The sequence below is a fragment of the Cellulosimicrobium sp. CpK407 genome (assembly GCF_051844275.1).
GTDB classification, from domain to species: domain Bacteria; phylum Actinomycetota; class Actinomycetes; order Actinomycetales; family Cellulomonadaceae; genus Cellulosimicrobium; species Cellulosimicrobium cellulans_G.
Window position 1 is genome coordinate 38,774 of record NZ_JBGNYC010000016.1, and the last position, 22,887, is coordinate 61,660.

At 74.8% G+C, this 22,887-nt stretch carries 19 protein-coding genes; 2 read left to right on the plus strand and 17 right to left on the minus strand.

Annotation, left to right across the window (positions count from 1 at the left end; translation table 11 throughout):
- Positions 1–7: 7 nt before the first annotated feature.
- The 7 genes from uca to urtA all read right to left on the minus strand — a co-directional run bounded on the left by uca (position 8) and on the right by urtA (position 10,022).
- A complete protein-coding gene (gene uca, locus ABWU78_RS09300; protein ID WP_353708481.1) occupies positions 8–3,793 on the minus strand; it encodes an urea carboxylase in 3,786 nt (1,261 codons plus the stop codon).
- 207 nt (positions 3,794–4,000) lie between these two features.
- On the minus strand, positions 4,001–4,699 hold the full coding sequence (locus tag ABWU78_RS09305) for a GntR family transcriptional regulator (protein ID WP_155097874.1): 699 nt from the start codon (positions 4,697–4,699) through the stop codon (positions 4,001–4,003).
- A gap of 117 nt (positions 4,700–4,816) precedes the next feature.
- The gene (urtE, locus tag ABWU78_RS09310) at positions 4,817–5,509 is read right to left on the minus strand and encodes an urea ABC transporter ATP-binding subunit UrtE (RefSeq protein WP_253052664.1); all 693 of its coding nucleotides are present in this window, start codon (positions 5,507–5,509) and stop codon (positions 4,817–4,819) included.
- Positions 5,509–6,453, minus strand: coding sequence for an urea ABC transporter ATP-binding protein UrtD (urtD, locus tag ABWU78_RS09315; protein ID WP_439158162.1), 945 nt, complete (start codon positions 6,451–6,453; stop codon positions 5,509–5,511). Before urtD ends, urtE begins: the two co-directional genes overlap by 1 nt.
- On the minus strand, positions 6,450–7,685 hold the full coding sequence (urtC, locus tag ABWU78_RS09320; protein ID WP_439158163.1) for an urea ABC transporter permease subunit UrtC: 1,236 nt from the start codon (positions 7,683–7,685) through the stop codon (positions 6,450–6,452). Before urtC ends, urtD begins: the two co-directional genes overlap by 4 nt.
- Complete coding sequence (gene urtB / locus ABWU78_RS09325) at positions 7,682–8,566, minus strand: urea ABC transporter permease subunit UrtB (RefSeq protein ID WP_155097878.1); 885 nt, start codon at positions 8,564–8,566, stop codon at positions 7,682–7,684. Before urtB ends, urtC begins: the two co-directional genes overlap by 4 nt.
- A 190-nt stretch (positions 8,567–8,756) precedes the next feature.
- The gene (gene urtA / locus ABWU78_RS09330; protein ID WP_439158164.1) at positions 8,757–10,022 is read right to left on the minus strand and encodes an urea ABC transporter substrate-binding protein; all 1,266 of its coding nucleotides are present in this window, start codon (positions 10,020–10,022) and stop codon (positions 8,757–8,759) included.
- Between the two features lie 417 nt (positions 10,023–10,439).
- On the opposite strand from urtA, the gene ABWU78_RS09335 reads away from it, so the two are divergent.
- Positions 10,440–10,934, plus strand: a complete 495-nt coding sequence (locus ABWU78_RS09335; RefSeq protein WP_439158165.1) for a GNAT family N-acetyltransferase — start codon at positions 10,440–10,442, stop codon at positions 10,932–10,934.
- Between the two features lie 148 nt (positions 10,935–11,082).
- On the opposite strand, the gene ABWU78_RS09340 is transcribed toward ABWU78_RS09335, so the two are convergent.
- The 8 genes from ABWU78_RS09340 to groL form a co-directional block, all read right to left on the minus strand.
- On the minus strand, positions 11,083–12,129 hold the full coding sequence (locus tag ABWU78_RS09340; protein ID WP_439158166.1) for an energy-coupling factor ABC transporter permease: 1,047 nt from the start codon (positions 12,127–12,129) through the stop codon (positions 11,083–11,085).
- A gap of 1 nt (position 12,130) precedes the next feature.
- The gene (locus ABWU78_RS09345; RefSeq protein WP_439158167.1) at positions 12,131–13,135 is read right to left on the minus strand and encodes an urease accessory protein UreD; all 1,005 of its coding nucleotides are present in this window, start codon (positions 13,133–13,135) and stop codon (positions 12,131–12,133) included.
- A gap of 20 nt (positions 13,136–13,155) precedes the next feature.
- Positions 13,156–13,962 (minus strand): urease accessory protein UreG, encoded by an 807-nt coding sequence (gene ureG / locus ABWU78_RS09350; RefSeq protein WP_439158184.1) that lies wholly within the window; start codon positions 13,960–13,962, stop codon positions 13,156–13,158.
- Positions 13,963–13,966: 4 nt separating this feature from the next.
- Positions 13,967–14,875: an urease accessory UreF family protein gene (locus ABWU78_RS09355; RefSeq protein WP_439158168.1), complete on the minus strand. Its 909-nt coding sequence runs from the start codon at positions 14,873–14,875 to the stop codon at positions 13,967–13,969.
- A 2-nt stretch (positions 14,876–14,877) separates the two neighbouring features.
- On the minus strand, positions 14,878–16,596 hold the full coding sequence (locus ABWU78_RS09360; protein WP_439158169.1) for an urease subunit alpha: 1,719 nt from the start codon (positions 16,594–16,596) through the stop codon (positions 14,878–14,880).
- Positions 16,597–16,599: 3 nt separating this feature from the next.
- A complete protein-coding gene (gene ureB, locus ABWU78_RS09365; RefSeq protein WP_439158170.1) occupies positions 16,600–17,052 on the minus strand; it encodes an urease subunit beta in 453 nt (150 codons plus the stop codon).
- Between the two features lie 50 nt (positions 17,053–17,102).
- Complete coding sequence (locus ABWU78_RS09370) at positions 17,103–17,405, minus strand: urease subunit gamma (RefSeq protein ID WP_253052644.1); 303 nt, start codon at positions 17,403–17,405, stop codon at positions 17,103–17,105.
- Between the two features lie 204 nt (positions 17,406–17,609).
- On the minus strand, positions 17,610–19,235 hold the full coding sequence (groL, locus tag ABWU78_RS09375) for a chaperonin GroEL (RefSeq protein ID WP_253052642.1): 1,626 nt from the start codon (positions 19,233–19,235) through the stop codon (positions 17,610–17,612).
- A 300-nt stretch (positions 19,236–19,535) separates the two neighbouring features.
- On the opposite strand from groL, the gene ABWU78_RS09380 reads away from it, so the two are divergent.
- A complete protein-coding gene (locus ABWU78_RS09380) occupies positions 19,536–20,993 on the plus strand; it encodes a glycoside hydrolase family 15 (RefSeq protein ID WP_439158171.1) in 1,458 nt (485 codons plus the stop codon).
- A 65-nt stretch (positions 20,994–21,058) separates the two neighbouring features.
- On the opposite strand, the gene ABWU78_RS09385 is transcribed toward ABWU78_RS09380, so the two are convergent.
- Both ABWU78_RS09385 and ABWU78_RS09390 read right to left on the minus strand, forming a co-directional pair.
- A complete protein-coding gene (locus ABWU78_RS09385; RefSeq protein ID WP_439158172.1) occupies positions 21,059–22,558 on the minus strand; it encodes a phytoene desaturase family protein in 1,500 nt (499 codons plus the stop codon).
- Between the two features lie 19 nt (positions 22,559–22,577).
- Positions 22,578–22,781, minus strand: coding sequence for a cold-shock protein (locus ABWU78_RS09390; RefSeq protein ID WP_205206970.1), 204 nt, complete (start codon positions 22,779–22,781; stop codon positions 22,578–22,580).
- Positions 22,782–22,887: the final 106 nt, after the last annotated feature.

Below are 22,887 nucleotides of genomic sequence, written 5' to 3' on the forward strand. Positions count from 1 at the left end.
CGGCGTGTCAGGTGTCGAGGTCGACGACGGCGAGAGGGTCGCCGGCGCGCACGTGGTCGCCGGGGCGCACCACGACGTCGAGGACGTGGCCGTCGGACGGGGACAGCACGGGCAGCTCGAGCTTCATCGCCTCGAGGACGACCACGGGCGTGCCCTCGGTGACGCGTCGCCCCGGCGGCGTCTCCACGCGCCACACCACCCCGCCCAGCGGTGCGCGCAGGACGGTGCGCGACGGGTCGTCGAGGTCGGCGGAGGCACCAGCGGCGTCGCGCGCGCCGGCGGACGCGCGTCCGCCGCGCGCGGTCGCGCGGGCGGCCGACCCGACGAGCTCCCCCGCCTCGGCCCAGGCCGCGGCCTCGCGCCCGAACGCGGCGCGCCGCGCCGCCACGACCGCCGCGATGTCGTCCGCCTCCCGGGCGAGGAGCGCGGCGTGCTCGCGACCGGAGAAGACGCCGTCCTCCACCGGGACCTCGAGGACCCCCGCGCGGGCCGCCGCGCGTCGTTCGGCGAGCTCGGCCGGGTCGACCGGCTCCCACACGATCCGGTCGAAGTACCGGAAGAGCCACGGGACGCCCGGGCGGAACGGCGGCCGCTGGGTGTGCGCCGACCAGACGGGGATCGTCCGGCCGACGAGCTGGTAGCCCCCGGGACTCGCCATGCCGTACACGCACAGGAACGCGCCCCCGAGCCCGACGGCGTCGGACGGGGTCCACGTGCGAGCGGGGGTGTACTTGGACGTGAGCAGGCGGTGCCGGGGGTCGACCGGCACGGCGAGCGGGGCGCCGAGGTACACGTCGCCGAGGCCGAGCACGAGGTACTCGGCGTCGAGGACGGTGCGCCGCACGTCGTCGACGGTCGCGAGCCCGTTGGCCCGCCGGACGAAGTCGACGTTGGACGGCAGCCACGGCGCGTCGGACCGGACCCCGGCCGCGTACCGCTCGACGGCGTCGCGGATCGCGGGGTCCTCCCAGCTCAGCGGAAGCCGGAGCACGCGGCTCGGGACCTCGATCGCGTCGCTGCGGGGCAGGCCCTGCTCCAGCTCGCGCAGCAGCCCCACCAGGGTCGGTACGGGCAGGGTGTCCGGGTCGACGTGCACGTGGAGCGTGCGGACCCCCGGCGTCACGTCGAGCAGCCCCCGGGGGGCCTCTGCCTCGAGCCCCTGCGCGAGCGCGTGGACGCGCAGCCGGTCGTGCAGGTCGAGCCCGGAGCCGCCGTCGTACTCGACGAGCACCGCGTCGTCGGCGCCACGCAGGTAGCGGACGGCCGGCCGGCCGCCGACGCGTGGCGCCGGGTCCGGTGCCGCCGGGACGTCGTCCCCGCGGAACGCGTCGGCGTCACGCCCCCGCACGGCACGCACGTCGGTCGGGACGCGCGCCGCCGCGCGGGCGGCGTCGTCTCGACGCAGCCGGTCAGCGCCGTCGTCGTGGACGGTCACGAACCGCACGACGTCTCCCGGGCGCATCTGCCCGAGCTTCCACCGGGAGCCCGCGACGACGGTGAGCGCGCACACGAAGCCGCCGAGGCTCGGCCCGTCCGGTCCGAGCAGGATCGGCGTGTCCCCGCTGATGTTCAGCGCACCCACCGAGTACGGGTTGTCGAGCACGGTGGACGGGTGGAGCCCCGCGTCCCCGCCGTCGGGCCGCACCCACGTCAGCGGCGGACCCGCGAGCCGGACGCCGGTCCGGTCCGCGTGCGGCAGGACGCGCCACCACGACGTCCGCAGCCGGCCCAGCGCCGCCGCCGTGAGCGCCGCGGACTGCGGTCCCGTCGTCACGGCGAGCTCCCACGAGTGGCCCATCCGAGGGCGGTCGCCGGTCGGCACGGGGCCCGGCCCGTGCGTCGTCCCCGGACGACGGCCACCGGTCGCCGCGGGCAGCGCACCGGTGGCCCCGGCGTGGCGCCCCGCAGCGGGTCCTGTATGCCTCGCGAGCGCGGCGCCGTCCGCCGGGGTCAGCACGTCCCCCGCCCCGAGCGCGCGCCCGGCCTGGCCGCCGACGGCGCCGAGGACGAACGTCGCCGCCGACCCGAGATACGCCGGGACGTCCAGCCCGCCCCTGACGAGCACGTAGGTCCGCAGCCCGACGCCGTGCGGCGCGCCGACGGCGAGCACGCCGCTCGCCGGGATCACGACCGGCTCCCACTGCCGGACGCGCGCACCGTCGACCGTGACGGGCGCCGGCGCGCCGGTGACGCACACCGTGGCCTCGTGGGAGAACCGGAGGGTCGGGCCGGCCAGGGTGCACTCGAGCCCGGCCGCGCCCTCGGGGTTGCCGAGCGCGCGGTTCCCGGCGCGGAAGGACAGGTCGTCCATCGGTCCCGACGGCGGGATCCCCACGCCCCAGTAGCCCGTGCGTCCCGGCCAGTCCTGGACCGTCGTGAGGACTCCCGGGTCGAGCACGTCGATCCAGGGTGCGGGGTCCCGCACCGTGGCGAGGGTCGCCGTGGTCGCCGTGCCCGCGACCACGGCAGGGTCCGCGAGCGCCGCGCGCAGCAGCGACACGTTCGTCGGGACGCCGTCGACGCGCACGTCGCCCAGCGCGTCGCTCAGCCCCGCGACCGCGGCCTCGTGCGACACGGCGCGCACGACCACCTTCGCGACCAACGGGTCGGCGTGCGGACCGAGCTCGTCGCCCACGCTCGCGCCGGTCTCGACCCGGACCGCGCGCCGCCGGTCCGCGGTGGTGCCGCCGTCGTCCGTCGCCGCGCGCCCGGCCGGGAGGTCGAGCCGCGCGAGCGTGCCCGCGACGGGTCGGCCGTGCCGCACGTCCTCGGCGTAGACGCGCGCCTGCGCCGCCGCCCCCCGGACCGCGGGTCCCGACGGCGGCACGTCGTCGAGCACGGTCGTGTCGCCGAGGGCGAGACGCAGCATCCAGCCCATCAGGTCGACACCGGTGACCTCCTCGGTCACGGTGTGCTCGACCTGGATCCGCGGGTTCACCTCGAGGAACGTGACCTCGCCGGAACCGACGTCGAGCAGCGCCTCCAGCGTCGCGGCGGAGCGCAGCCCGACGCGCGCCGCGAGGCGACGTGCGCCGTCGTGCAGGGCCCTGCGGACGCCGGGGTCGAGTCCGGGCGCGGGCGCGACCTCGACGACCTTCTGGTGGCGGCGCTGGAGCGAGCAGTCCCGGTCTCCGAGCGAGACCACACGACCCGCGCCGTCGCCGAAGAGCTGCACCTCGAGATGCCGCGCCCGGTCGACGTGGCGCTCGACGAACAACCGCCCGGACGACCCCGGGCGCGACGACTCCCGCCGCCACGCCGCGGCGAGCGCCTCCGCGTCGCGGCACACGTGCACGCCCGTCCCGCCCCCGCCGCCCGCGTCCTTGAGCACGAGCGGGAAGCCGATCTCCTGCGCCCAGCCGAGCGCGTCCTCCAGCCCGCCCAGCACCGGCGACCCGGGCAGCACCCGGAGGCCGCACTCCTGCGCGAGCACCCGGGCGCGCGCCTTGTCGCCGAGGACGCGGAGCTGCTCGGGCGTCGGCCCCGCGAACGCCACGCCCGCCGCCTCGACCGCCGCGGCGAAGTCGGCGTCCTCCGCGCGGAACCCGTAGCCCGGGTGCAGGAGGTCCGCGCCCGCGGCGAGCGCCGCGTCGAGCAGCCGGCGACCGTCGTCGTAGGACTCGGCGACCGGAGCGGGACCGATCCGCACCGCCTGGTCCGCGAGCCGGACGTGGCGGGCGCCGCGGTCCGCGTCGGAGTGCACGGCGACGGTGCGCAGCCCGAGCCCCCGCGCGCTGCGCAGCACGCGGCAGGCGATCTCGCCGCGGTTCGCGACGAGCAGCGTGGCGGCCATCGCCCTCCCCGGGCCGGTGCGCGGACGAGGCCGCGCCTCGCCGTCGGACAGAACGGCCCCAGCCTAGAACCCGTCCGTGCCGCCCGGGCGTCGTCCGCACGACGTCAGGTCACCACGTCCGAACAGGCGACCCGGCAGGCCGAACAGGCGATCCCGGCGCGTCGGCCGAGCAGGAGGAGCCCGGACCACCTGTTCGGCGCAGGGCCCTCAGACCGCGAGGGCCATGCGGGAGAGGGCTCGGGCCGCTCGTTCCATGACGACGGCGAGCGACTCGCCCACGTGCAGGTGGAGCGCGGTGCGGGCCTCGGGGAGGCGGTCGGCGAGCGCGAGCTCGAGGATCTCGATGTGCTCGTCGATGGTGATCCGGATGCGCTCGGACTCGACGAAGTCGTACATGCGCACCGCGCGCACCTTCTCGTTGACCTCGACGAGCGCCTCGGTCAGCCGCTCGTTCCCCGCGGCCCGGGACAGCACGGTGTGGAAGCGCTCGTCGAGGAGCACGAAGCTCGGGTCGGGCTCGGGCGGCGCGGCGCGCAGCTCGACCCACCGGGCGAGCTCGTCGCGCAGCGCGTCGGCGTCGTAGCGCAGCTCGGTGTTCTCGATGATGCGCTCGACCCCGCGCAGCTCGAGCGTCACGCGCAGCTCGTAGAGGTCGCGCAGCTCGGCGAGGCTGGGCACGACGACGGCGTACCCGAAGTCGGTGCGCTGGATGAGCCCGTCGGACAGGAGCCGGGACAACGCCTCGCGCACCGGGGTGCGCGACACCTCGAACCGCCGGCTCAGCTTGGGCTCGGTGAGCCGCTCGCGCGGGTCGACCCGGCCGTTGAGGATCTCCGCGCGGAGCCGTGTGTAGACGGCGTCGCGCAGCGAGGTCGCTGCCGGTTCCGGCGCGGTCACGATGTCCATGCGGCGTCTCCTGGTCGTCCGGCCCGTGCGTCGTGCTCCTGCCCTGCCTCCATCCTCTCGCACCGCGCCGCCCCGTCCGGCCGTCGCGCGGCACGCCGGTCGACGCCGCCCGGACCGTCACACCGCCATCGCGGCACGGACGCTCTCCTCGGCGGCCTCGCCGCCGGACCCCCGGCTCGTCACGCGCCCGGACTGCAGGACGACGTAGTCGCGCGCGGCGCCGAGCGCGAACCCGACGTGCTGCTCGACCAGCAGCACCGACAGGCCGCCCGCGTCGGTGAGCGTGAGGATCGCGTCCTCGATCTCGGTGACGACGGACGGCTGGATGCCCTCGGTCGGCTCGTCGAGCACGAGCACGCGCGGGCCGGTGACGAGGGCGCGCGCTATCGCGAGCTGCTGCCGCTGCCCGCCGGACAGGAGCCCGGCCCGTCGGCCGAGGAGCCCGCGCAGCGCCGGGAACAGGTCGAGCGCCTCGTCGAGGCGTCGCGGCCCCTCGCGCGACGTGTCGGCGACGAGCTGGAGGTTCTCGCGCGCCGTGAGGTCGCCGAACGACTGCTGCCCCTGCGGCACGTACGCGAGACCGCGCCGCACCCGCTGGTAGGTGGGCAGCCGGGTGACGTCCTCGCCGTCGAGCACGACGCGCCCCGACCGGGCCTTGAGCAGCCCGAGCGCGGTCCGCAGCAGCGTCGTCTTGCCGGCGCCGTTGTGCCCCAGCACGGCGGCGACACCGCCCGTCGGCACCGCGAGGTCGACGCCGTGCAGCACCATCGTCCGGCCGTAGCCCGCGTGCAGGCCCGTGAGCTCGAGCATCACGCCTCCTTCTCGTCGGTCGTCGGGGCCGCCGACGTGGGCGCCTCGCCCCGCCGTCGGGCACCGCGGGTCGCGCCCGCGCTGCCGAGGTAGACCTCCTGCACGCGCGGGTCGGCCTGCACCTCGGCGTACGTGCCCTCGGCGAGCACCTGCCCGAGGTGCAGCACCGTCACCGAGGACGCGAACGCCCGGAGGAACTCCATGTCGTGCTCGACGACGACGACCGTCCGCTGGGCGCCGATCCGTTGCAGCAGCTCCCCGGTCTGCTCGCGCTCGGCCTGGCTCATGCCCGCGACGGGCTCGTCGAGCAGCAGCAGGCGAGCGTCCTGGACGAGCAGCATCCCGATCTCGAGCCACTGCTTCTGCCCGTGCGCGAGGATCCCGGCCTGGACGTCGCGCAGATGCGCGAGGCCCACGGTCTCGAGCGCCTGCTCGACGGCCTCGGGCGTCGACGTCCGACGCCGCAGGAGCGCGAGCGGCCCGCGGCCCGCCCCCGCGGCGATGTCGAGGTTCTGGAGCACGCTGAGCTCCTCGAACACGCTCGCCGTCTGGAACGTCCGCCCGACGCCGGCCCGCGCGATGCGGTGCGTCTTCTTGCCGAGCAGGTCGACCCCGCCGAACTGCACCGACCCCGACGCCGCGGCGAGGCCCGTGATCGCGTCGACGATCGTCGTCTTGCCCGCGCCGTTGGGCCCGATGAGGAACCGGAGGTCCCCCGCGGTGACGGTGAGGTCGACGCCCTGGACGGCGACGAACCCGTCGAACTCGACGCGCAGGTCGCGCACCTCGAGGTAGTCGTGCCGGAAGCGCGAGTCGTCGACGCCGAGGACGGACTGCGCCGCCTCGAGGTCGAGCCCGTCGCCCGCGACGCCGGTCTCGAGGACGGCGCCCGCCTCGGGCGCCGGCGCCGTGCCCGACGCCGGTCCGGTGGGTTGCGTGGTCATGCGGTCCTCCCGGAGGTGGCGGGGTCGTGGTCGACGGCGGTCGGCGCCTCGGCCGTCGGGTCACGAGGGTCCGGCTCGCCCGGGCGGCCCCCGGCCGCGGTGCCGCCGTCTGCCGGGTCGGGTGCGCCGCCGTCGGGCACGGTGCCGCGGCGCGAGCGGCGCCATCGCGTGACCAGCTCGGCGAGCCCGCCGGGCAGGAACGCGACGACGACGATGAAGAGCGCGCCCTGCGCGTAGATCCAGCCGGACGGGAACGCCTCGGAGAGGCTCGTCTGCGCCCAGCTCACGGCGATCGACCCGAGCACCGGGCCGAGCAGGGTGGCCCGGCCGCCGATCGCGACGCCGACGAGGAACCCGATCGACGGGACGACGCCCACGTCGGCGGGCGAGATGATGCCGACGATCGGGACGAACAGGGCGCCGCCCACGGCGGCCATGAACGCGGCGACGGCGTACGCGACGACCTTGACCTTCGCGGGGTCGTAGCCGAGGAACCGCACCCGGTTCTCCTGGTCGCGCACGGCGACGAGCAGCTCGCCGTACCGCGACACCATGAGCTGGCGCGCGATCGCGACCATGACGAGCAGGGCGCCCGCGGCGAGGAAGAAGAGCATGCGCTTGTTCACCGGGTCCGCGAGGTCGTACCCGAAGAACGACCGGAAGCCGTTGAGGCCGTTGGTGCCACCCGTCGTCGCCTGCTGGCCGATGAGCAGGATCGCGAACGCCGCCGCGAGCGCCTGGGAGAGGATCGCGAAGTACGCGCCGCGCACGCGCCGCGTGAAGACGGCGAACCCGAGCAGCGCCGCGAGACCGGCAGGCACGATCGCGATGGCGAGGATCGTCACGACCGGCGACCGGAACGGCTCCCACCAGCCCGGCACCTCGCCCGAGCCGTACAGCATCATGAAGTCCGGCACGCCACCGGATCCCTCGACCGGCCCGGCGTCGGCAAGCTTGAGGTGCATCGCCATGAGGTAGGCGCCGAGGCCGAAGAACACGCCCTGCCCGAGCGTGAGCATCCCCCCGCGGCCCCACGCGAGGCCGATGCCGACGGCGACCATCGCGAGGCACAGGAACTTGCCGAGCAGGCCGAGCCGGAACGTGGAGAGCGTCGCGGGCGCGACGGCGAACAGCAGGACCGCGGCGACGGCGAACCCGACGATCACGCGGGCGCGTGACGAGCGGTACAGGGCGGAGAGCTGCGACGGGCTCTCGGTGGTGACGGCGCTCATGCGAGGCTCCTCGTCCGGACCGACACGAGGCCCTGGGGTCGCACCTGGAGGAAGACGACGATGACGACGAACACGAGCACCTTCGCGATGCTCGCCGTCGTCGAGTACTCGAAGGTCGCCTGGAGCAGCCCGAGCGCGAACGCCGCGATGACCGTGCCCTTGATCTGCCCGATGCCGCCCGCGACGACGACGAGGAACGCGTCGACGATGTAGCTCGTGCCGAGCGTGGGGCCGATGGACCCGAGGAGCGTGAGCGCGACCCCCGCGATGCCGGCGAGACCGGACCCGATGAAGAACGTCAGGCGGTCCGTCGCCCGTGTGGAGACGCCGCTCGCCTCGGCGAGGTCTCGGTTCTGCACGACGGCGCGGATCCGCCGCCCGAGCGGCGTCACCTTGAGCACGACGGCGAGAGCGACGACCGCGACGACCGCGAGCGCGAGGATGAAGAGGCGCGTCTTGGGCACGGCCAGGCCGAACAGGTCGACGGCGCCGCTCAGCCAGGCCGGGGCGCGCACGTCGACGTTCGGGGCGCCGAACACGTCGCGCGCGACCTGCTGCAGCACGAGCGCGACGCCCCACGTGACGAGGAGCGTGTCGAGCGGCCGCTTGTACATGCGGTGGATGAGCGTCGCCTCGAGGAGCAGGCCGAGCAGACCGCCGACGAGGAACCCGAGCGGCAGCGACACGAGCAGCGAGACGCCGGCGTTGCCGACGACCCCCTGCACGACAAACGCCGTGTAGGCGCCCGCCATCATGAACTCGCCGTGCGCCATGTTGATGACGCCCATCTGGCCGAACGTGAGCGCCAGCCCAAGGGCGGCGAGGAGCAGGACCGAGCCGAGGCTCAGCCCCGCGAAGAGCTGCGAGAACAGCACATCCATGGGCGTCGTGCCTTCCGGTGGGTGCGTAGCAGGACGGGTGACGTGACCGCCGAGGTGGGGGCCGGGGGTGTGCGTGCCGGGTCGTGGCGGGACTGGCGGGAGCCCGCGAGGAACGAGCGGGCGGATGGTAGACCCGGCACGCACACCCCCGGTCCCCGCCGGACTCAGCGGGTCGGGAGCGACGAAGTCGTCAGGAGAGGCCCTCGGCCCAGTCGTAGCCCTCGAGGTACGGGTCGGGCTCGATCGGCTCGCCCGAGCTCCACTCGGTGTAGATGAGGCCGTCGGGGCCGATCTTGCCGATGAGGGCGGTCTTGGCGATGTGGTGGTTGTCGCCGTTCACGGTGACGGAGCCCTCCGGCGCGTCGAACGTGACGCCGTCCGCGGCCTCCTGGACGTCGGCGACGTCGAACGACTCCGCCTTCTCGACCATGCCCTTCCACAGGTAGAGCGACGTGTACGCCGCCTCCATCGGGTCGGACGTCACGCGGTCGGCGCCGTACTTGGCCTGGAACGCCTCGACGAACGTCGCGTTCTCCGGGCTGTCGATGGTCTGGTAGTAGTTCCAGGCCGTGAGCTGGCCCTCGACGTTCTCGACGCCGACGCCGCCCACCTCCTCCTCCGCGATCGACACCGACACGACGGGCATGGTGTCCGGGCCCAGGCCCGCGTTCTTGTACTCCTTGAAGAACGCGACGTTGGAGTCGCCGTTGAGCGTGTTGAACACGGCGTCCGCCCCCGCGGACTTCACCTTGTTGACGATCGTGGAGAAGTCGGTGTGGCCGAGCGGCGCGTACTCCTCGCCGAGGACCTCGATGCCGTTCGCCTCCGCGTAGGCGTTGATGATCTTGTTCGCCGTGCGGGGGAAGACGTAGTCGGAGCCGACGAGGAAGATCGACTCGACCCCCTGCTCCTTCAGGTAGTCGAGCGCGGGGACGATCTGCTGGTTGGTCGTGGCGCCGGTGTAGAAGATGTTCGGCGACGACTCGAGGCCCTCGTACTGGACCGGGTAGAAGAGCAGCGAGTCCTGCGCCTCGAAGACGGGGAGCATCGCCTTGCGCGACGCGGACGTCCAGCCGCCGAACACCGCGGCGACGCAGTCGCTCGTGATGAGCTTCTCCGCCTTCTCGGCGAAGACGGTGGGCTCGGACTGACCGTCCTCCCGGACGATCTCGAGCTGCTTGCCGAGCACGCCGCCGTCGGCGTTGATCTCCTCCGCCGCGAGGGCGAGAGAGTCGGCGACGGTCTGCTCGGAGATCGCCATGGTGCCGGACAGCGAGTTGAGGAAGCCGATCTTGACGGTGTCGCCGGAGGTGTCGACGCAGCTCTCGGCGGCGCTGGTCGCGGCGCCCGCTCCGTCGCCGGTCTCCGTCCTCGCGCCGCACGCGGTGAGCGTGAGCGCGAGGGCGACGAGAGCGGCAGCCGGGGCGAGACGGGTCGTGGCGCGTGAAGGTGTCACGAGAGTCCTTTCAGCGAGGGTCGCACAGCGGAGTTCTGCGCAGGTTTCTCAGCAGGGAGCCGGCGGCCGCCGGGCAGGCGGTCGCTCGCCGCGAGCACCGGGTACAGGCATGTATACGTTGCTGTGCCCGTAGCGGTGCCCACTGATGTCGACGCTAGTGACGCCGTGTTTCGGCCGATCTGCCCGTCCTGTTAACGGCACGTGTCACACGGTCACGATCCGGTCACGCGCCCGAGAACGTCTCTCGAGGCAGACTCCCCGGTCGGCCGAGGTAGAGCCCTGGTCAGCCGAGGTAGAGCCCTGGTCTGCCGAGGTAGAGCCGTAGTCGGCCGAGGTAGAGCTGTGGTCGTGGAGCGTTCTTGAACCTCGTCTCTACCTCGCGCGACCGGAGCTCTACCTCGCGACTACGCTCGCCCCGTGCTGCTCCGATCCGCCGAGCCCGACGACGCCACGCGTCTCGCGCTCGTGCACCACACCGTGTGGCGCGCGACCTACGCCGACCTCGTGCCCGACTCGTTCTGGCAGACCGCCACCCTCGAGGAACGCACCTCGTCGTGGAAGCGCCGGCTCGGGCCGGAGGCTCCGCCTGGCCGAAGCCGGATCATCGTCGCGGAGGTGGACGACGCAGTGGTCGGGTTCGGCATCGGCGGCCCGTCGCGGGAAGTCGGTGGCTACGCGCCTGTGCGGGACGTCGAGCTGTACGCCCTGTACGTGCTGCCCGAGCACCACGGGACGGGGACGGGACAGGCCCTGCTCGACGTCGTCGTCCCGCCCGGGCCGGCTCAGGTCTGGGTGGCCGAGGAGAACCCGCGCGCGCGGCGCTTCTACGCGCGCAACGGGTTCGAGCCCGACGGGCCTCGGCATGCCGACACCCGCTTCGGCGGGATCGTCGAGATCCGGTTGGTCCGGTAGGGCGAGGCCGAGGAGCGGCAGCGCGAGGGAGCCAGGCGCAGCCTGCTCATCAACCGATGCCGACCAGGGCTCTACCTCGGCCGACCAGGGCTCTACCTCGGCCGACCAGGGCTCTCCCTCGGTGGTCTTCCGCGGGTGCGCACGCTCGTCAGGCGGCCGGTGCGGTCGCCGCGCGGCGGGTGGTCGCGTGCAGGGCGGTGGCGAGGAGCCCGGCCGTGAGCGCGACGACGAGGGCCACGCCCACGAGGCCCGCGACGCCGACGAAGATCCCGCCGGCCTCGCCGTAGTCGGCGAGCGGCATCCCCGCGAACGCGTGGTCGCGCGCCGCGTCGGCGAAGCCGACCGACGCGGCCGTCGCCTCGAGGCCGTCCGGCGTGGCCGCCGCGAACGACGACACGACGACCGCGGCGAGCAGCGCGCCCGAGCCGAGCGCGAGGACGGCGCGGCGCAGCGCGCCGGCGGGTGCCGCCGCGAGCGACCCGACAGGACGAGGCGAGACCGCTGCACCCGGCGAGGCCGCGGCGTCGGGCACGACGGCGCGGCTCGCCGCGGAGCGCGCCACGCCCTCGACCGCCGCGGCTCCCGGGGCGACGGCGAGCACGAGCCCGACGACGCCCGCCGTGATGAGCGCCTCGCCGAGCCCGATCACCGCGTGCACGGAGAGCATCTGGCCGACGAGCTCGCCCACCGGGACCGGCACCGTCCCGCCGACGGCGAACAGCCCGGCGAACACCGCCGCGGACACGGGGACGCTCACGAGCGCCCCGACGCCCGCGGCACCGGCCGCGCCCCGGCCGCGCGTCAGCCGCAGCACCCCGCGGGTCATCGCCCAGCCGACGAGGGTCCCGACCACCGCCATGAGCAGCACGTTCGTCCCCAGCGCGGTGAGACCGCCGTCCGCGAAGACGAGGGACTGGACGAGCAGCACGAGCGTCACGGACAGCACGCCGAGCCACGGCCCGACGAGCGCGGCGGCGAGCGCCCCGCCCATGAGGTGCCCGCTCGTGCCCGCCGCGACGGGGTAGTTGAGCATCTGGACGGCGAAGACGAACCCGGTCGTCGCCGCCGTGAGGGCGATGCGGCGCGGGGTGAGGTCCTCGCGCGCCCGGTACGCGGCGTAGCCGACGGCGGCGAGGGAGACCACGGCGGTCGTCGCCGACGTGGGGTCGTTCAGGAAGTGGTCCGGGACGTGCATGTCAGGCTCCTGTCGTCAGCAGTGTCGTGCGGGGTTCGGTGTGGTCGGTGTCCACGGGTGCGGCGACGCTCGGGGACGGCGTCGCGTCGCGTGGCGGGCCGGCGAGGTCGGCCCGGGCCGCCCGGGCCGCCGTCGTCCAGGCCGCCACGACGACGTCGATGCCGGCGTCGTGGGTGCTCGCGCCGAGGTGGCGGGCGACCGCGCCGGGTCCGTCGAGGTCGAGCCGCAGAGGCCCGAAGGGTGCGGACGTCCGCGGCGGTGGGCGGCGAGGCGCGGTGGTCTCCTCGGGGACCGAGGCGGGCGCGGGCGGCCGGGTGCCGAGGCACAGCACCGAGTCGACGACCCGGGCGTCGCCGAGGATCCCGGGCAGTGCGCGGTCGTCGCCGAGGTCGAGGTCCTCGACGAAGAGCTCGCGCACGTGCTCCGGCCCTGCCGGGTCGTTCTGCCATGGGGGTCTCGACCCCTCCGGCGCCGCCGACTCACCGGTCCCACCGACACCACCGGATGTCCGGGTGGCACCCGGCGCCGACACGTCGACGCGCGTGCGCGAGCGCAGCCGCCCTCCTGCCTCTCCGGAGCGGCCCAGGACGAGCGTCTCGCGCAGCAGCGCGACGCCCCCTGCACCGTGCGCGTCGCCCGCGGCGAGCGTCACGCGCGTGGAGCGCGCGACGTCGGCCCCGTCCGCGACGACGAACGGCAGCGCGTCCCACACGAGGAGGCCGCGGGCGTCGACCCGCACGTCGACGTCCCACGACGCCGACCGGCCGCGCCCGGCGTACGCGACGGTGCCCGACACCTCGACGAGCTCGAGCTCGACGCCGTCCCCCACGTGCACCTCGACCCGCACGTGGTCGTCCCCGAGGAGCAGCGCGCGCGTCGCGACGAGCGCGACCCGGGCCACGCCGCGCCCCGCGGACAGGACGCGCGGGCTCAGCGCGCCGGGACGCAGGTCACACCGCACGCGACCCGCCTCCCGGTACGCGCCGACGCGCGTCACGTCGTCCATCGGCGCCTCGCCGCCGCGCCTCAGTCGCGCCCGGCGGCGGCCACCGGCTCGGCCGCGGCGCCGTCGTGCTCGTCGGCGTGGGAGTGGTCGTGCGCGTGCGCCACGTCGCCCTCCTCGTGCGTGTGGAGGAACCCGTTCCCGTCCTCGTCCGCGTGGAAGTGGGGCGCCATCGGCCCCGGGTCCTGCGGCACGTGCGCGCCCGCGCGGTGCGCGGCGAGCAGCGTCTGCACCCACGTGGTGAGCGCGTCGATCGACTCGCGGTCGAGGCGCGAGAGGGCGAGCACCGGGGCGCCGTCGCGCGCGGCCGTCGCGTCGAGGACCATCCGTGGCACGTCGACGCCCACGTAGGGCGCGAGGTCCGTCTTGTTGACGACGAGCAGGTCGGCCCGCGCGATGCCGGGGCCGCCCTTGCGGGCGACGTCCCCGCCGCCCGCCACGTCGAGCACGAAGATCTGCGCGTCGACGAGCGCGGGCGAGAACGTGGCGGTGAGGTTGTCGCCGCCCGACTCGACGAGCACGACGTCGAGCGGCGCGAAGTCCTCCTCGAGGTCCTCGACCGCGAGCAGGTTGGCGGTCACGTCGTCGCGGATCGCGGTGTGCGGGCACGCGCCGGTCTCGACGGCGCGGATGCGCTCCGGGTCGAGCACGCCCGCCGAGCGCAGGAAGCGCGCGTCCTCGTCGGTGTAGATGTCGTTGGTGATGACGCCGAGCTGCAGCACGCCGGACAGCTCGCGGCACAGGAGCGCGATGAGCGAGCTCTTTCCCGTGCCGACGGGTCCGGCGACGCCGAGGCGCAGCGAGCGGGTGTCGGGAGTGGTCTCAGGCAGGATGTCAGGCACTGAACAGCCTCTCGGTGGTGCGGGAGTGGAGCTCGGCCCACTGCTCGACGAGCGGTGCGCCGTGCGCGGGGATCGCGCGGGGGTCGGTCAGGTCGGCCACGGCGCGGGCGAGCGCGTCGATCGCTGGCTGGGCGGCGACGACCCAGCCGGTCGCGACGACCGGGTCGACGGGCTCGAGCTTGAGCGTCGCCGCGGCGACGGTCTGCACGTCCTCGTACCCGACGAGACGCGCGACCTGCCGCGCGGACAGCCCCGCGCACGCGGCCGTCACGCCGAGCACCACGGGTCGTGGGGGTTGCGGCGCCCTGCGGCCCGTCGCCGCGCGGCCGCCCGGGTCGGCTCCGGCACCCGGCACCGCTCGCGTGGCCGACGTGGCGCCCGCGCCCGGGTCCGACACCCCGTCGGCACGTCGCGCGTCGGCGACCAGCACCGCCGCCTCGTCCAGCGCGACGACGGCCGGATGCCCCTCCCACAGCCGGCGCAGGAGCCGGAGGTAGCCGCGGCCGAGCCGTCGCGACGTCTCACGGAGCGCGGACGACGGCGTCCGGGCCGCCCAGGCGAGCCAGGTGTCGGCGAGGTCGCGCGCCACGGACGCCACGCCGTCGGGCACCCCGGCGGACGACGCGCCGCCCGCGGGGGGCGACCCCGCGCCGTCGGGCACAGGGCCGGCCGCGAGCGCGACGTGCCGCGCGACGACCGCCGTGGCCGCCTCGACGCGCGTGACCGTGGCGAGGCGCGCGCGCACGTAGTCGGGAACCTGCGCCGCGGGCATGCCCGCCCGCAGCGCGGGCTCGAGGCCCGCGGACTGCGTGTGCCCGCCGGTGGGCAGGCGCGCGTCCGCGAGCAGCGCGAGCATGAGCTCCGCGCGTCCTTCCCCGTCGACCTCCGGCATCGCGCTCATGGCTAGAACAGCGAGTAGAGCTGCGCGAGGGGCAGCCGGTCGGCGGGAGCGGGAACGACGAGCTCGCCGTCGACCTCGATCGCGAACGACTCGGGGTCGATGTCGATCCGCGGCAGGTAGTCGTTGTTCCTCATCTGCGCCTTGCCGACGTCGCGCGTGTCCGCGACCGGGAGGAGCTGCCGGGCGAGCCCGAGCCGCTCCTCCAGGCCGTCGTCGAGCGCGGCGGGCGAGACGAACGACATCGACACGTCGGCGCCGATCGCGTCGGCGAGCGCCGGACGCATGAGCACGGGCTGCGGCGACGGGATGGACGCGTTGGGGTCGCCGAGCGCGCCCCACACGAGCGCGCCGCCCTTCATGACGACGCTCGGCCGGACGCCGAAGAGCTTGGGCTCCCACAGCACGAGGTCCGCGACCTTGCCCGGCTCGACCGATCCCACGTACGCGTCGATCCCGTGCGCGACCGCGGGGTTGATCGTGTACTTCGCGACGTAGCGCCGGGCGCGCAGGTTGTCGGCCGGGAGCTCTGGCCCGCGCGCGCCGCCGGGGTGCGCGCCGCGCCGGGCCTTCATGACGTGCGCGACCTGCCACGTGCGCGTGACCACCTCGCCGATGCGGCCCATGGCCTGCGCGTCGGACGACGTGATCGACATGGCGCCGAGGTCGTGGAGCACGTCCTCGGCCGCGATGGTGGTGCCGCGGATGCGCGACTCGGCGAACGCGAGGTCCTCCGCGACCTGCGGGTTGAGGTGGTGGCACACCATGAGCATGTCGAGGTGCTCGGCGACCGTGTTGACCGTGTGCGGGAGGGTCGGGTTCGTCGAGCCGGGGATGACGTTCGGGTGGCTCGCGACGGTGAGGATGTCGGGCGCATGGCCACCGCCCGCGCCCTCGGCGTGGAACGCGTGGATCGAGCGGCCGCCGATCGCCCGGAGAGTCGACTCGACGAACCCGGCCTCGTTGAGCGAGTCGGAGTGCAGCGCGACCTGCAGCCCCCAGTCCTCGGCGGCGCGCAGCGCGGCGTCGATCGCGGCCGGGGTCGAGCCCCAGTCCTCGTGCACCTTGTACCCGCCCGCGCCGGCCATGGCCTGCTCGCGCAGGCCCTCGGCGCTCACCGTGTTGCCCTTGCCGAGCAGCAGGACGTTCACGGGGAGCCGGTCCAGCGCGCGGTGGATCGCCTCGAGGTGCCAGGCACCGGGCGTGACCGTCGTCGCCTTCGTGCCCTCGCTCGGCCCGGTCCCGCCGCCCGCGACGGTCGTGATGCCCGTCGCGAGCGCCTCGACCACCTGAGACGGCGAGATGAGGTGCACGTGCGAGTCGATGCCGCCCGCGGTGAGGATCTTGCCCTCGCCGCTCACGACGTCCGTCGACGGGCCGATGTGCAGGTCCGGGTGGACGCCGTCCGCGACGTCGGGGTTGCCCGCGCGGCCGAGCGCGACGATCCGCCCGTCCCGGATCCCGACGTCGGCCTTGACGATCCCCCACCAGTCCAGCACGACGGCGTTCGTCACCACCGTGTCGAGCGCGCCCTCGGCGCGGGTCGTGGTTCCCTGCGCCATCGACTCACGGATCGACTTGCCACCGCCGAAGACGGCCTCCTCGCCCCCGAACGTGCGGTCCTCCTCGACCTCGATCCACAGGTCGGTGTCGCCGAGGCGCACCTGGTCCCCCGTCGTCGGCCCGTACAGCGCGACATAACGCTCGCGCGAGATCGCGACCATGAATCAGTCCTCCTCGGAAGTGCCCCGCCCGCCGAACCCTGGATCTCTCCCCACGTCTGCGGGGTCCTGGGGAGCGACCCCGGGTTCGACGGGCTCGGTCGGGTGGTCCAGGGCGCCGCCGTCGGGCTTGCCGCGCTGGAGGCCGGGCACGCGTCGTCTGCCCTGGAGGGCGACGGCCTCGACCTCCGCGGACGCGCCGGGCTCGAAGCGGCGCGACGTGCCGGACGGGACGTCCAGCCGGAAGCCGTGCGCGGCGGCGCGGTCGAAGGAGAGCGCGGCGTTGGCGTCGGGGAGGTGCAGGTGGGAGCCGATCTGGACCGGGCGGTCTCCGGTGTTCGTCACGACCAGCGTCACCCGCTCGTCGTCGGTGCGGTCGGCGTTGAGCACCACCGGCACGCCCTCGGTGCCGCGCTTGAGCCGGACCGCGCCCGGGCCGCTCGTACGGATGCCTGCCATGTGTCGCCTCGCTCTCGCTGAGCCTCGTGCGTGCGCCGGACCGGTCCGGCTCAGGCGATCGGCTGGTGGATGGTGACGAGCTTGCGCCCGTCGGGGAAGGTCGCCTCGACCTGGACGTCGGGCAGCATCTCCGCGACGCCCTCCATCACCTCGTCGCGCCCGAGCACCTCGCGCCCGGCGACCATGAGCTCCTCGACGCCCGCCCCCTCGCGAGCGCGCTCGATCACCCACGTGGTGAGCAGGGCGACGGTCTCGGGGTAGTTGAGCAGCACGCCGCGGTCGCGGCGGTCGCGCGCGACCATGCCCGCGACGGCGAGCAGCAGCTTCTCGGTGTCCGCGGGCGTCAGGTGCATGGCGGCGATCCTGCCGGGCGTTCGTTTCCGGCGTGTATACACGGCGTTATACGTGCGTGTACCGCGACTCCCCCGGGCCCGCCGGCGACGGGAGGAGGACTCCCGCGGGCGGGCACGACGAAGGCCGCCGACCGGGCGAACCCGGCCGACGGCCTTCGATGTCCTGCGACCTCCCGGACGAGCCGGGAGAAGGTCAGGCGTGGATCAGAAGTCCATGCCGCCCATGCCACCGTCGCCACCGGGGGCGGCCGGAGCCTTCTCCGGCTTGTCGGCGACGACGGCCTCGGTCGTGAGGAAGAGCGCCGCGATGGAGGCGGCGTTCTGCAGCGCGGAGCGCGTGACCTTGACCGGGTCGTTCACGCCGGCGGCGAGGAGGTCCTCGTACTCACCGGTCGCGGCGTTGAGGCCCTGGCCGGCGGGGAGGTTGCGCACCTTCTCCGCGACGACGCCGCCCTCGAGGCCCGCGTTGACGGCGATCTGCTTGAGCGGGGCGTCGATCGCGGCGCGCACGATCTGCGCACCGGTCGCCTCGTCGCCCTCGAGCTCGAGCTTCTCGAACGCCACGGCACCGGCCTGGATGAGCGCGACGCCACCACCGGCGACGATGCCCTCCTCGACGGCCGCCTTCGCGTTGCGCACGGCGTCCTCGATGCGGTGCTTGCGCTCCTTGAGCTCGACCTCCGTCGCGGCACCCGCCTTGATGACGGCCACGCCGCCGGCGAGCTTCGCGAGGCGCTCCTGGAGCTTCTCGCGGTCGTAGTCGGAGTCCGACTTCTCGATCTCGCCACGGATCTGGTTGACGCGACCCTGGATCAGGTCGGCGTCGCCCGCACCCTCGACGATCGTGGTCTCGTCCTTGGTGACGACGACCTTGCGCGCCTGGCCGAGCAGGTCCAGCGTCGCGTTCTCGAGCTTGAGGCCCACCGTCTCGGTGATGACCTGGCCGCCGGTGAGGATCGCGATGTCCTGGAGCATGGCCTTGCGGCGGTCGCCGAAGCCCGGGGCCTTGACGGCGACGGACTTGAACGTGCCACGGATCTTGTTGAGCACCAGGGTCGCGAGCGCCTCGCCCTCGACGTCCTCGGCGATGATGAGGAGCGAGCGGCCGGCCTTCATGACCTGGTCGAGGACCGGGAGCAGGTCCTTCACGTTCGAGATCTTGGACTCGACGATGAGGACGTACGGGTCCTCGAGCACGGCCTCCTGGCGCTCGGGGTCCGTCTCGAAGTAGCGCGCGAGGAAGCCCTTGTCGAAGCGCATGCCCTCGGTGAGCTCGAGCTCGAGGCCGAACGTGTTCGACTCCTCGACCGTGATGACGCCCTCCTTGCCCACCTTGTCGAGGGCCTCGGCGATGAGCTCGCCGATCGCGGGGTCGCCGGCGGAGATGGCGGCCGTGGCGGCGATCTCCTCCTTGGTCTCGATGTCCTTCGCGGCGTTGAGCAGCTGCTCCGTCACCGCGTCGACGGCCTTCTCGATGCCGCGCTTGACGGCGATCGGGTTGGCGCCGGCCGCGACGACGCGCAGGCCCTCGCGCACGAGCGCCTGGGCGAGCACGGTCGCGGTGGTGGTGCCGTCACCCGCGACGTCGTCGGTCTTCTTGGCGACCTCCTTGACGAGCTCCGCACCGATCTTCTCGTACGGGTCCTCGAGCTCGATCTCCTTGGCGATGGAGACGCCGTCGTTCGTGATGGTCGGCGCGCCCCACTTCTTGTCGAGCACGACGTTGCGGCCCTTGGGGCCGAGGGTGACCTTGACGGTGTCGGCGAGGGCGTTGAGCCCGCGCTCCATGCTCCGACGAGCCTCCTCGTCGAAGGCGATGATCTTGGCCATGGGGAATGATCCTCCGCTGGTGGCGTATGGCGGTCGGCCGGCGCCCGCGACGGACGGCCCGCGACGGGCGGCGTTCATGTCACGCCGCCGGGGCGGGCCTCACCTGTCGACCTGGTGGGTTGCGCCGCAGCCGCGTGAGCGGCTGCCTGCGCTGGTCACTTCTGTCACTCTCATGACGAGAGTGCTAACGCCATTATTGGCACTCGCACCGTGCGAGTGCAAGACAGCCCGTCCGCGCCCGCCCCCCGTATCGCGACGGGCGAAACCCACCGCGCCGCGCCGCCCCTTAGGATGCGCGGTGTGATCCGCGCAACACCGTCGTGGCGCCTCGCAGCAGCCCTGGCCGGCTTCGTGCTGGTCCCTGCCCTCGGCCTCACCGCCGCGACCGCCGTCGCGGCTCCGACGGGCGAGCACATCGACCTGTACCAGGACGGCGTCGCCGTCGCGGCCACCCCCGACGGCGGCACCGCGCTCCTGCGCCTCGCCCCCGGGGCCGCGGTGACGTACCTCCCCGGCAGCCGTGTGCTCGACCCCGCGGCGCTCGACCCTGTCGCGCTCGCCGACGGCATCGACCCCGCGGACGGCGAGGCGGACCGGCTCGCGCAGGTCGCCGGACCGCGGCTCGACGCGTCGGCGCTCCTGGACCCCGACCGGGCGCAGGACGCCGCCGCCGCGTCCCGCGCCTGGCTCGCGTCCGGCGTCGTCCCCGGCGGGGACGGGCCGTTCGCCGCGCTCGGCGAGGCCGCGCTCCTGGACCTGCGCGCCCTCACCCTCGACGACGGCGCCGCGCTCGCCGCCGCCTCGCCCAAGTGGCGCTACGTGTGGCCGCGCGACGCGTCGTTCACGGCGGCAGCGTTCGCGCGCACCGGGCACGTCGACGACGCGCGGCGCGTCCTCGGCTTCCTCGCCCGCGTCCAGGAGGACGACGGGTCGTTCCACGCGCGCTACCTGCCCGACGGCTCGGGCGTGCCCGACGACCGCGGCCTCCAGTCCGACGGCGTCGGCTGGGTCCTGTGGGCGGCCGACGTCGTGCTCGAGGAGACGCCCGCCGCCGAGCGGCGCGAGGTCGCCGCGGAGCTGCGGCCCCTCGTCGACGCCGCGACCGACCACGCGCTCGCGCTCGTCGACGGCGAGGACCCGCTGCCCCCGCCGTCGAGCGACTACTGGGAGGTCGAGCCGACGGCGCTCACCCTCGGCACCGCCGGCCCCCTGCTCGCCGGGCTCGAGGCCGCGGCCGACGTCTACTCCGCGGCGGGCGAGACCGGCCGGGCGACCGACGCGACGCTGGCCGCCGCGCGCCTGCGCATGGCCGTCGAGCGGTCGTTCGGGTCGCAGGGCTACCCGCGCCACGTGACCGGAGGCGCGCGGGACGCGTCGACCGCGTTCGTGCTGCCGCCGTTCCAGCCCGAGCCGCTCGCGGGCGCGGACGTCGCGTGGCGCGCGTCGGTCACCGAGATGCTGCGACCCGCGGGCGGCCTCGCGCCCGGGGCGGGCTGGCGCGAGGACGGCATCTCCTGGACGCCGCAGACGACGCTCTACGCGCTCGCCGCCGCGTCGTCGTCGGACCCGGAGGACCGGGCCGACGCCCGGGAGTGGCTCCGCTGGGTGGACGACCACCGCACCGCGTCCGGCGCGATCCCGGAGAAGGTCCTGGCGGACGGCTCCCCGGCCGCCGTCGCGCCGCTCTCCTGGAGCTCCGCGCTCGTCGTGCTCGCGCTCGTGGAGCTCGACACGACCACCGCCGACCCGGCGAGGTAGAGCCGAGGCCACCTGAGGTAGAGGCGTGGTCACCAGAGGTAGCGACGTGGCGTCGATCGCGAGCGCTACCTGGCGCCCACGTCCGCCGTCGGAGCCAGATCGGGCTCCGCGCGGACGTCGAACTCCCGGCGCAGCACGCGCCGCGCGGCGTACCAGCCGCCGAGCCCGTGCACGCCCGGCCCGGGGGGCGTCGACGCCGAGCACAGGTAGACGCCCTCCAGCCCGACGGCGTACGGGTCGAGCCGGGGGGTGGGGCGCGCGACCATCTGCCACATGCTCACCGCGCCACCCGCGATGTCGCCACCAACGTAGCTCTCGTCGTGCGCGGCCATCTCCGCCGCCGGCACGCACCGCGACGCGACGACGAGGTCCCGGACCCCCGGGGCGAACCGTTCGAGCTGACCGAGGACGTCCTCCGTCACGTCACGCGTCGATCCGGCGGGCACGTGCGCGTACGTCCACAACGGCCGCGCCCCGTCGACCTCGCGCGCGGGGTCGACGACGGTCGGGTCGCTCACGAGCACGACCGGCCGGGCCGCGTGCCGACCGGCCGCGACGTCCGCCTCGGCACGCGCCATCTCGGCACGCGTCCCGCCGACGTGCACGGTCCCGGCACGCCCCACCTCGGGATCGGCCCACGGGACCGGACCGGAGAGCACGAGGTCGACCTTCGCGGCCGCGTCGCCGTGCCGGAACCGCCGCAGTGCCCACTCCGCCCGGGGAGACAGCCGGTCGCCGAACACCTCCGCGACGACGCCGGGCGTGGTGTCGAACACGTACGCCCGGGCCCGCGGCAGGTCCTGGATCGCACCGACGCGGTGGCCGGTCACGACCTCGCCGCCGTGCGCGCGCAGGTCGTCCAGGAGTGCCGCGACGATCGCGCCCGACCCGCCCCGCGGCAGCGGCCAGCCGCCCGGCGCGTGGCCGAGCGAGGCGAGCAGCAGCGCCGTGCCCGCGGCGGCCAGGGAGGGCAGCCGCGAGATGGCGTGCGCCGCGACCCCCGTGAGCAGCGCGCCCGCTTCCTCGGTGCGGAAGCGGCGCCCCCAGGCCGCGCTCCCCTGCTCGAGGACGGCGGCGCCGAACCGCGCGGCGACCGCGGCCCCGCCCGGCGTCAGCGCCCGCCCGGGGACGGAGCGCTTGTCGCCCAGGGCGAGCGCGACGACGTCGCGCCAGCCCTCCGCGAGCGGGCCGAGCAGCGCGCGCCAGGCGGCGCCGTCGACGCCGAGACGATCCACCGTGCGGTCGAGGTCGTGGTAGGCGATGCCCGCGCGGCCACCGTCGAGCGGCTGCGCGTACGACACCTCCGGCACGAGCAGCTCCACGCCGCGCGCGCCCAGGTCGAACGCCTCGAAGAACGGCGACGCCCACGCCATCGGGTGCACGGCCGAGCACACGTCGTGCACGACCCCGTCCGCGAGGCCGAGGTCGAGCGTGCGCGCGCCGCCACCGATCGTCGGCTGCGCCTCGAGGACGCGCACGGCGAGACCGGCGCGTGCGAGGGTCACGGCGGCGGCCAGCCCGTTGGGGCCCGAACCGACGACGACGGCGTCGAGGTTCTCCGTCACGCGACCCTCGTGAGCGGCGTCAGAGCGGCCGCACCTGCTCGGCCTGCGGGCCCTTGGTGCCCTGGCCGAGCTCGAACTCGACCTCCTGGCCCTCGTCGAGCGTGCGGTAGCCGTCGGTCTGGATCGCGCTGAAGTGCACGAAGAGGTCCTGTCCGCCGGCCGCAGGCGTGATGAACCCGTAGCCCTTCTCGGCGTTGAACCACTTCACGGTGCCCTGAGCCATTGACGTTCTCCTCGTGCATCGTCGCCCGCGAGGCGACCCCCGCCCCGTGGTAGCCCGAGCCTAGCCCGACCGTGGCGCGCGCGGTAGGTCGAACGCGTGGCCGCGA

Coding starts and splice junctions, on each gene's coding strand:
- urtD (WP_439158162.1), bottom strand. CDS start 6,453: ATGACCACGCAACCCACCGGACCGGCGTCGGGCACGGCGCCGGCGCCC.
- ABWU78_RS09305 (WP_155097874.1), bottom strand. CDS start 4,699: ATGGACATCGTGACCGCGCCGGAACCGGCAGCGACCTCGCTGCGCGAC.
- urtC (WP_439158163.1), bottom strand. CDS start 7,685: ATGAGCGCCGTCACCACCGAGAGCCCGTCGCAGCTCTCCGCCCTGTAC.
- uca (WP_353708481.1), bottom strand. CDS start 3,793: ATGGCCGCCACGCTGCTCGTCGCGAACCGCGGCGAGATCGCCTGCCGC.
- urtB (WP_155097878.1), bottom strand. CDS start 8,566: ATGGATGTGCTGTTCTCGCAGCTCTTCGCGGGGCTGAGCCTCGGCTCG.
- ABWU78_RS09370 (WP_253052644.1), bottom strand. CDS start 17,405: ATGCACCTGACGCCCGCGGACACCGAGAAGCTGCTGCTCGCCGTCGCG.
- groL (WP_253052642.1), bottom strand. CDS start 19,235: ATGGCCAAGATCATCGCCTTCGACGAGGAGGCTCGTCGGAGCATGGAG.
- ureB (WP_439158170.1), bottom strand. CDS start 17,052: ATGGCAGGCATCCGTACGAGCGGCCCGGGCGCGGTCCGGCTCAAGCGC.
- ABWU78_RS09360 (WP_439158169.1), bottom strand. CDS start 16,596: ATGGTCGCGATCTCGCGCGAGCGTTATGTCGCGCTGTACGGGCCGACG.
- ABWU78_RS09390 (WP_205206970.1), bottom strand. CDS start 22,781: ATGGCTCAGGGCACCGTGAAGTGGTTCAACGCCGAGAAGGGCTACGGG.
- ABWU78_RS09345 (WP_439158167.1), bottom strand. CDS start 13,135: ATGGACGACGTGACGCGCGTCGGCGCGTACCGGGAGGCGGGTCGCGTG.
- ABWU78_RS09355 (WP_439158168.1), bottom strand. CDS start 14,875: ATGAGCGCGATGCCGGAGGTCGACGGGGAAGGACGCGCGGAGCTCATG.
- ABWU78_RS09340 (WP_439158166.1), bottom strand. CDS start 12,129: ATGCACGTCCCGGACCACTTCCTGAACGACCCCACGTCGGCGACGACC.
- urtE (WP_253052664.1), bottom strand. CDS start 5,509: ATGCTCGAGCTCACGGGCCTGCACGCGGGCTACGGCCGGACGATGGTG.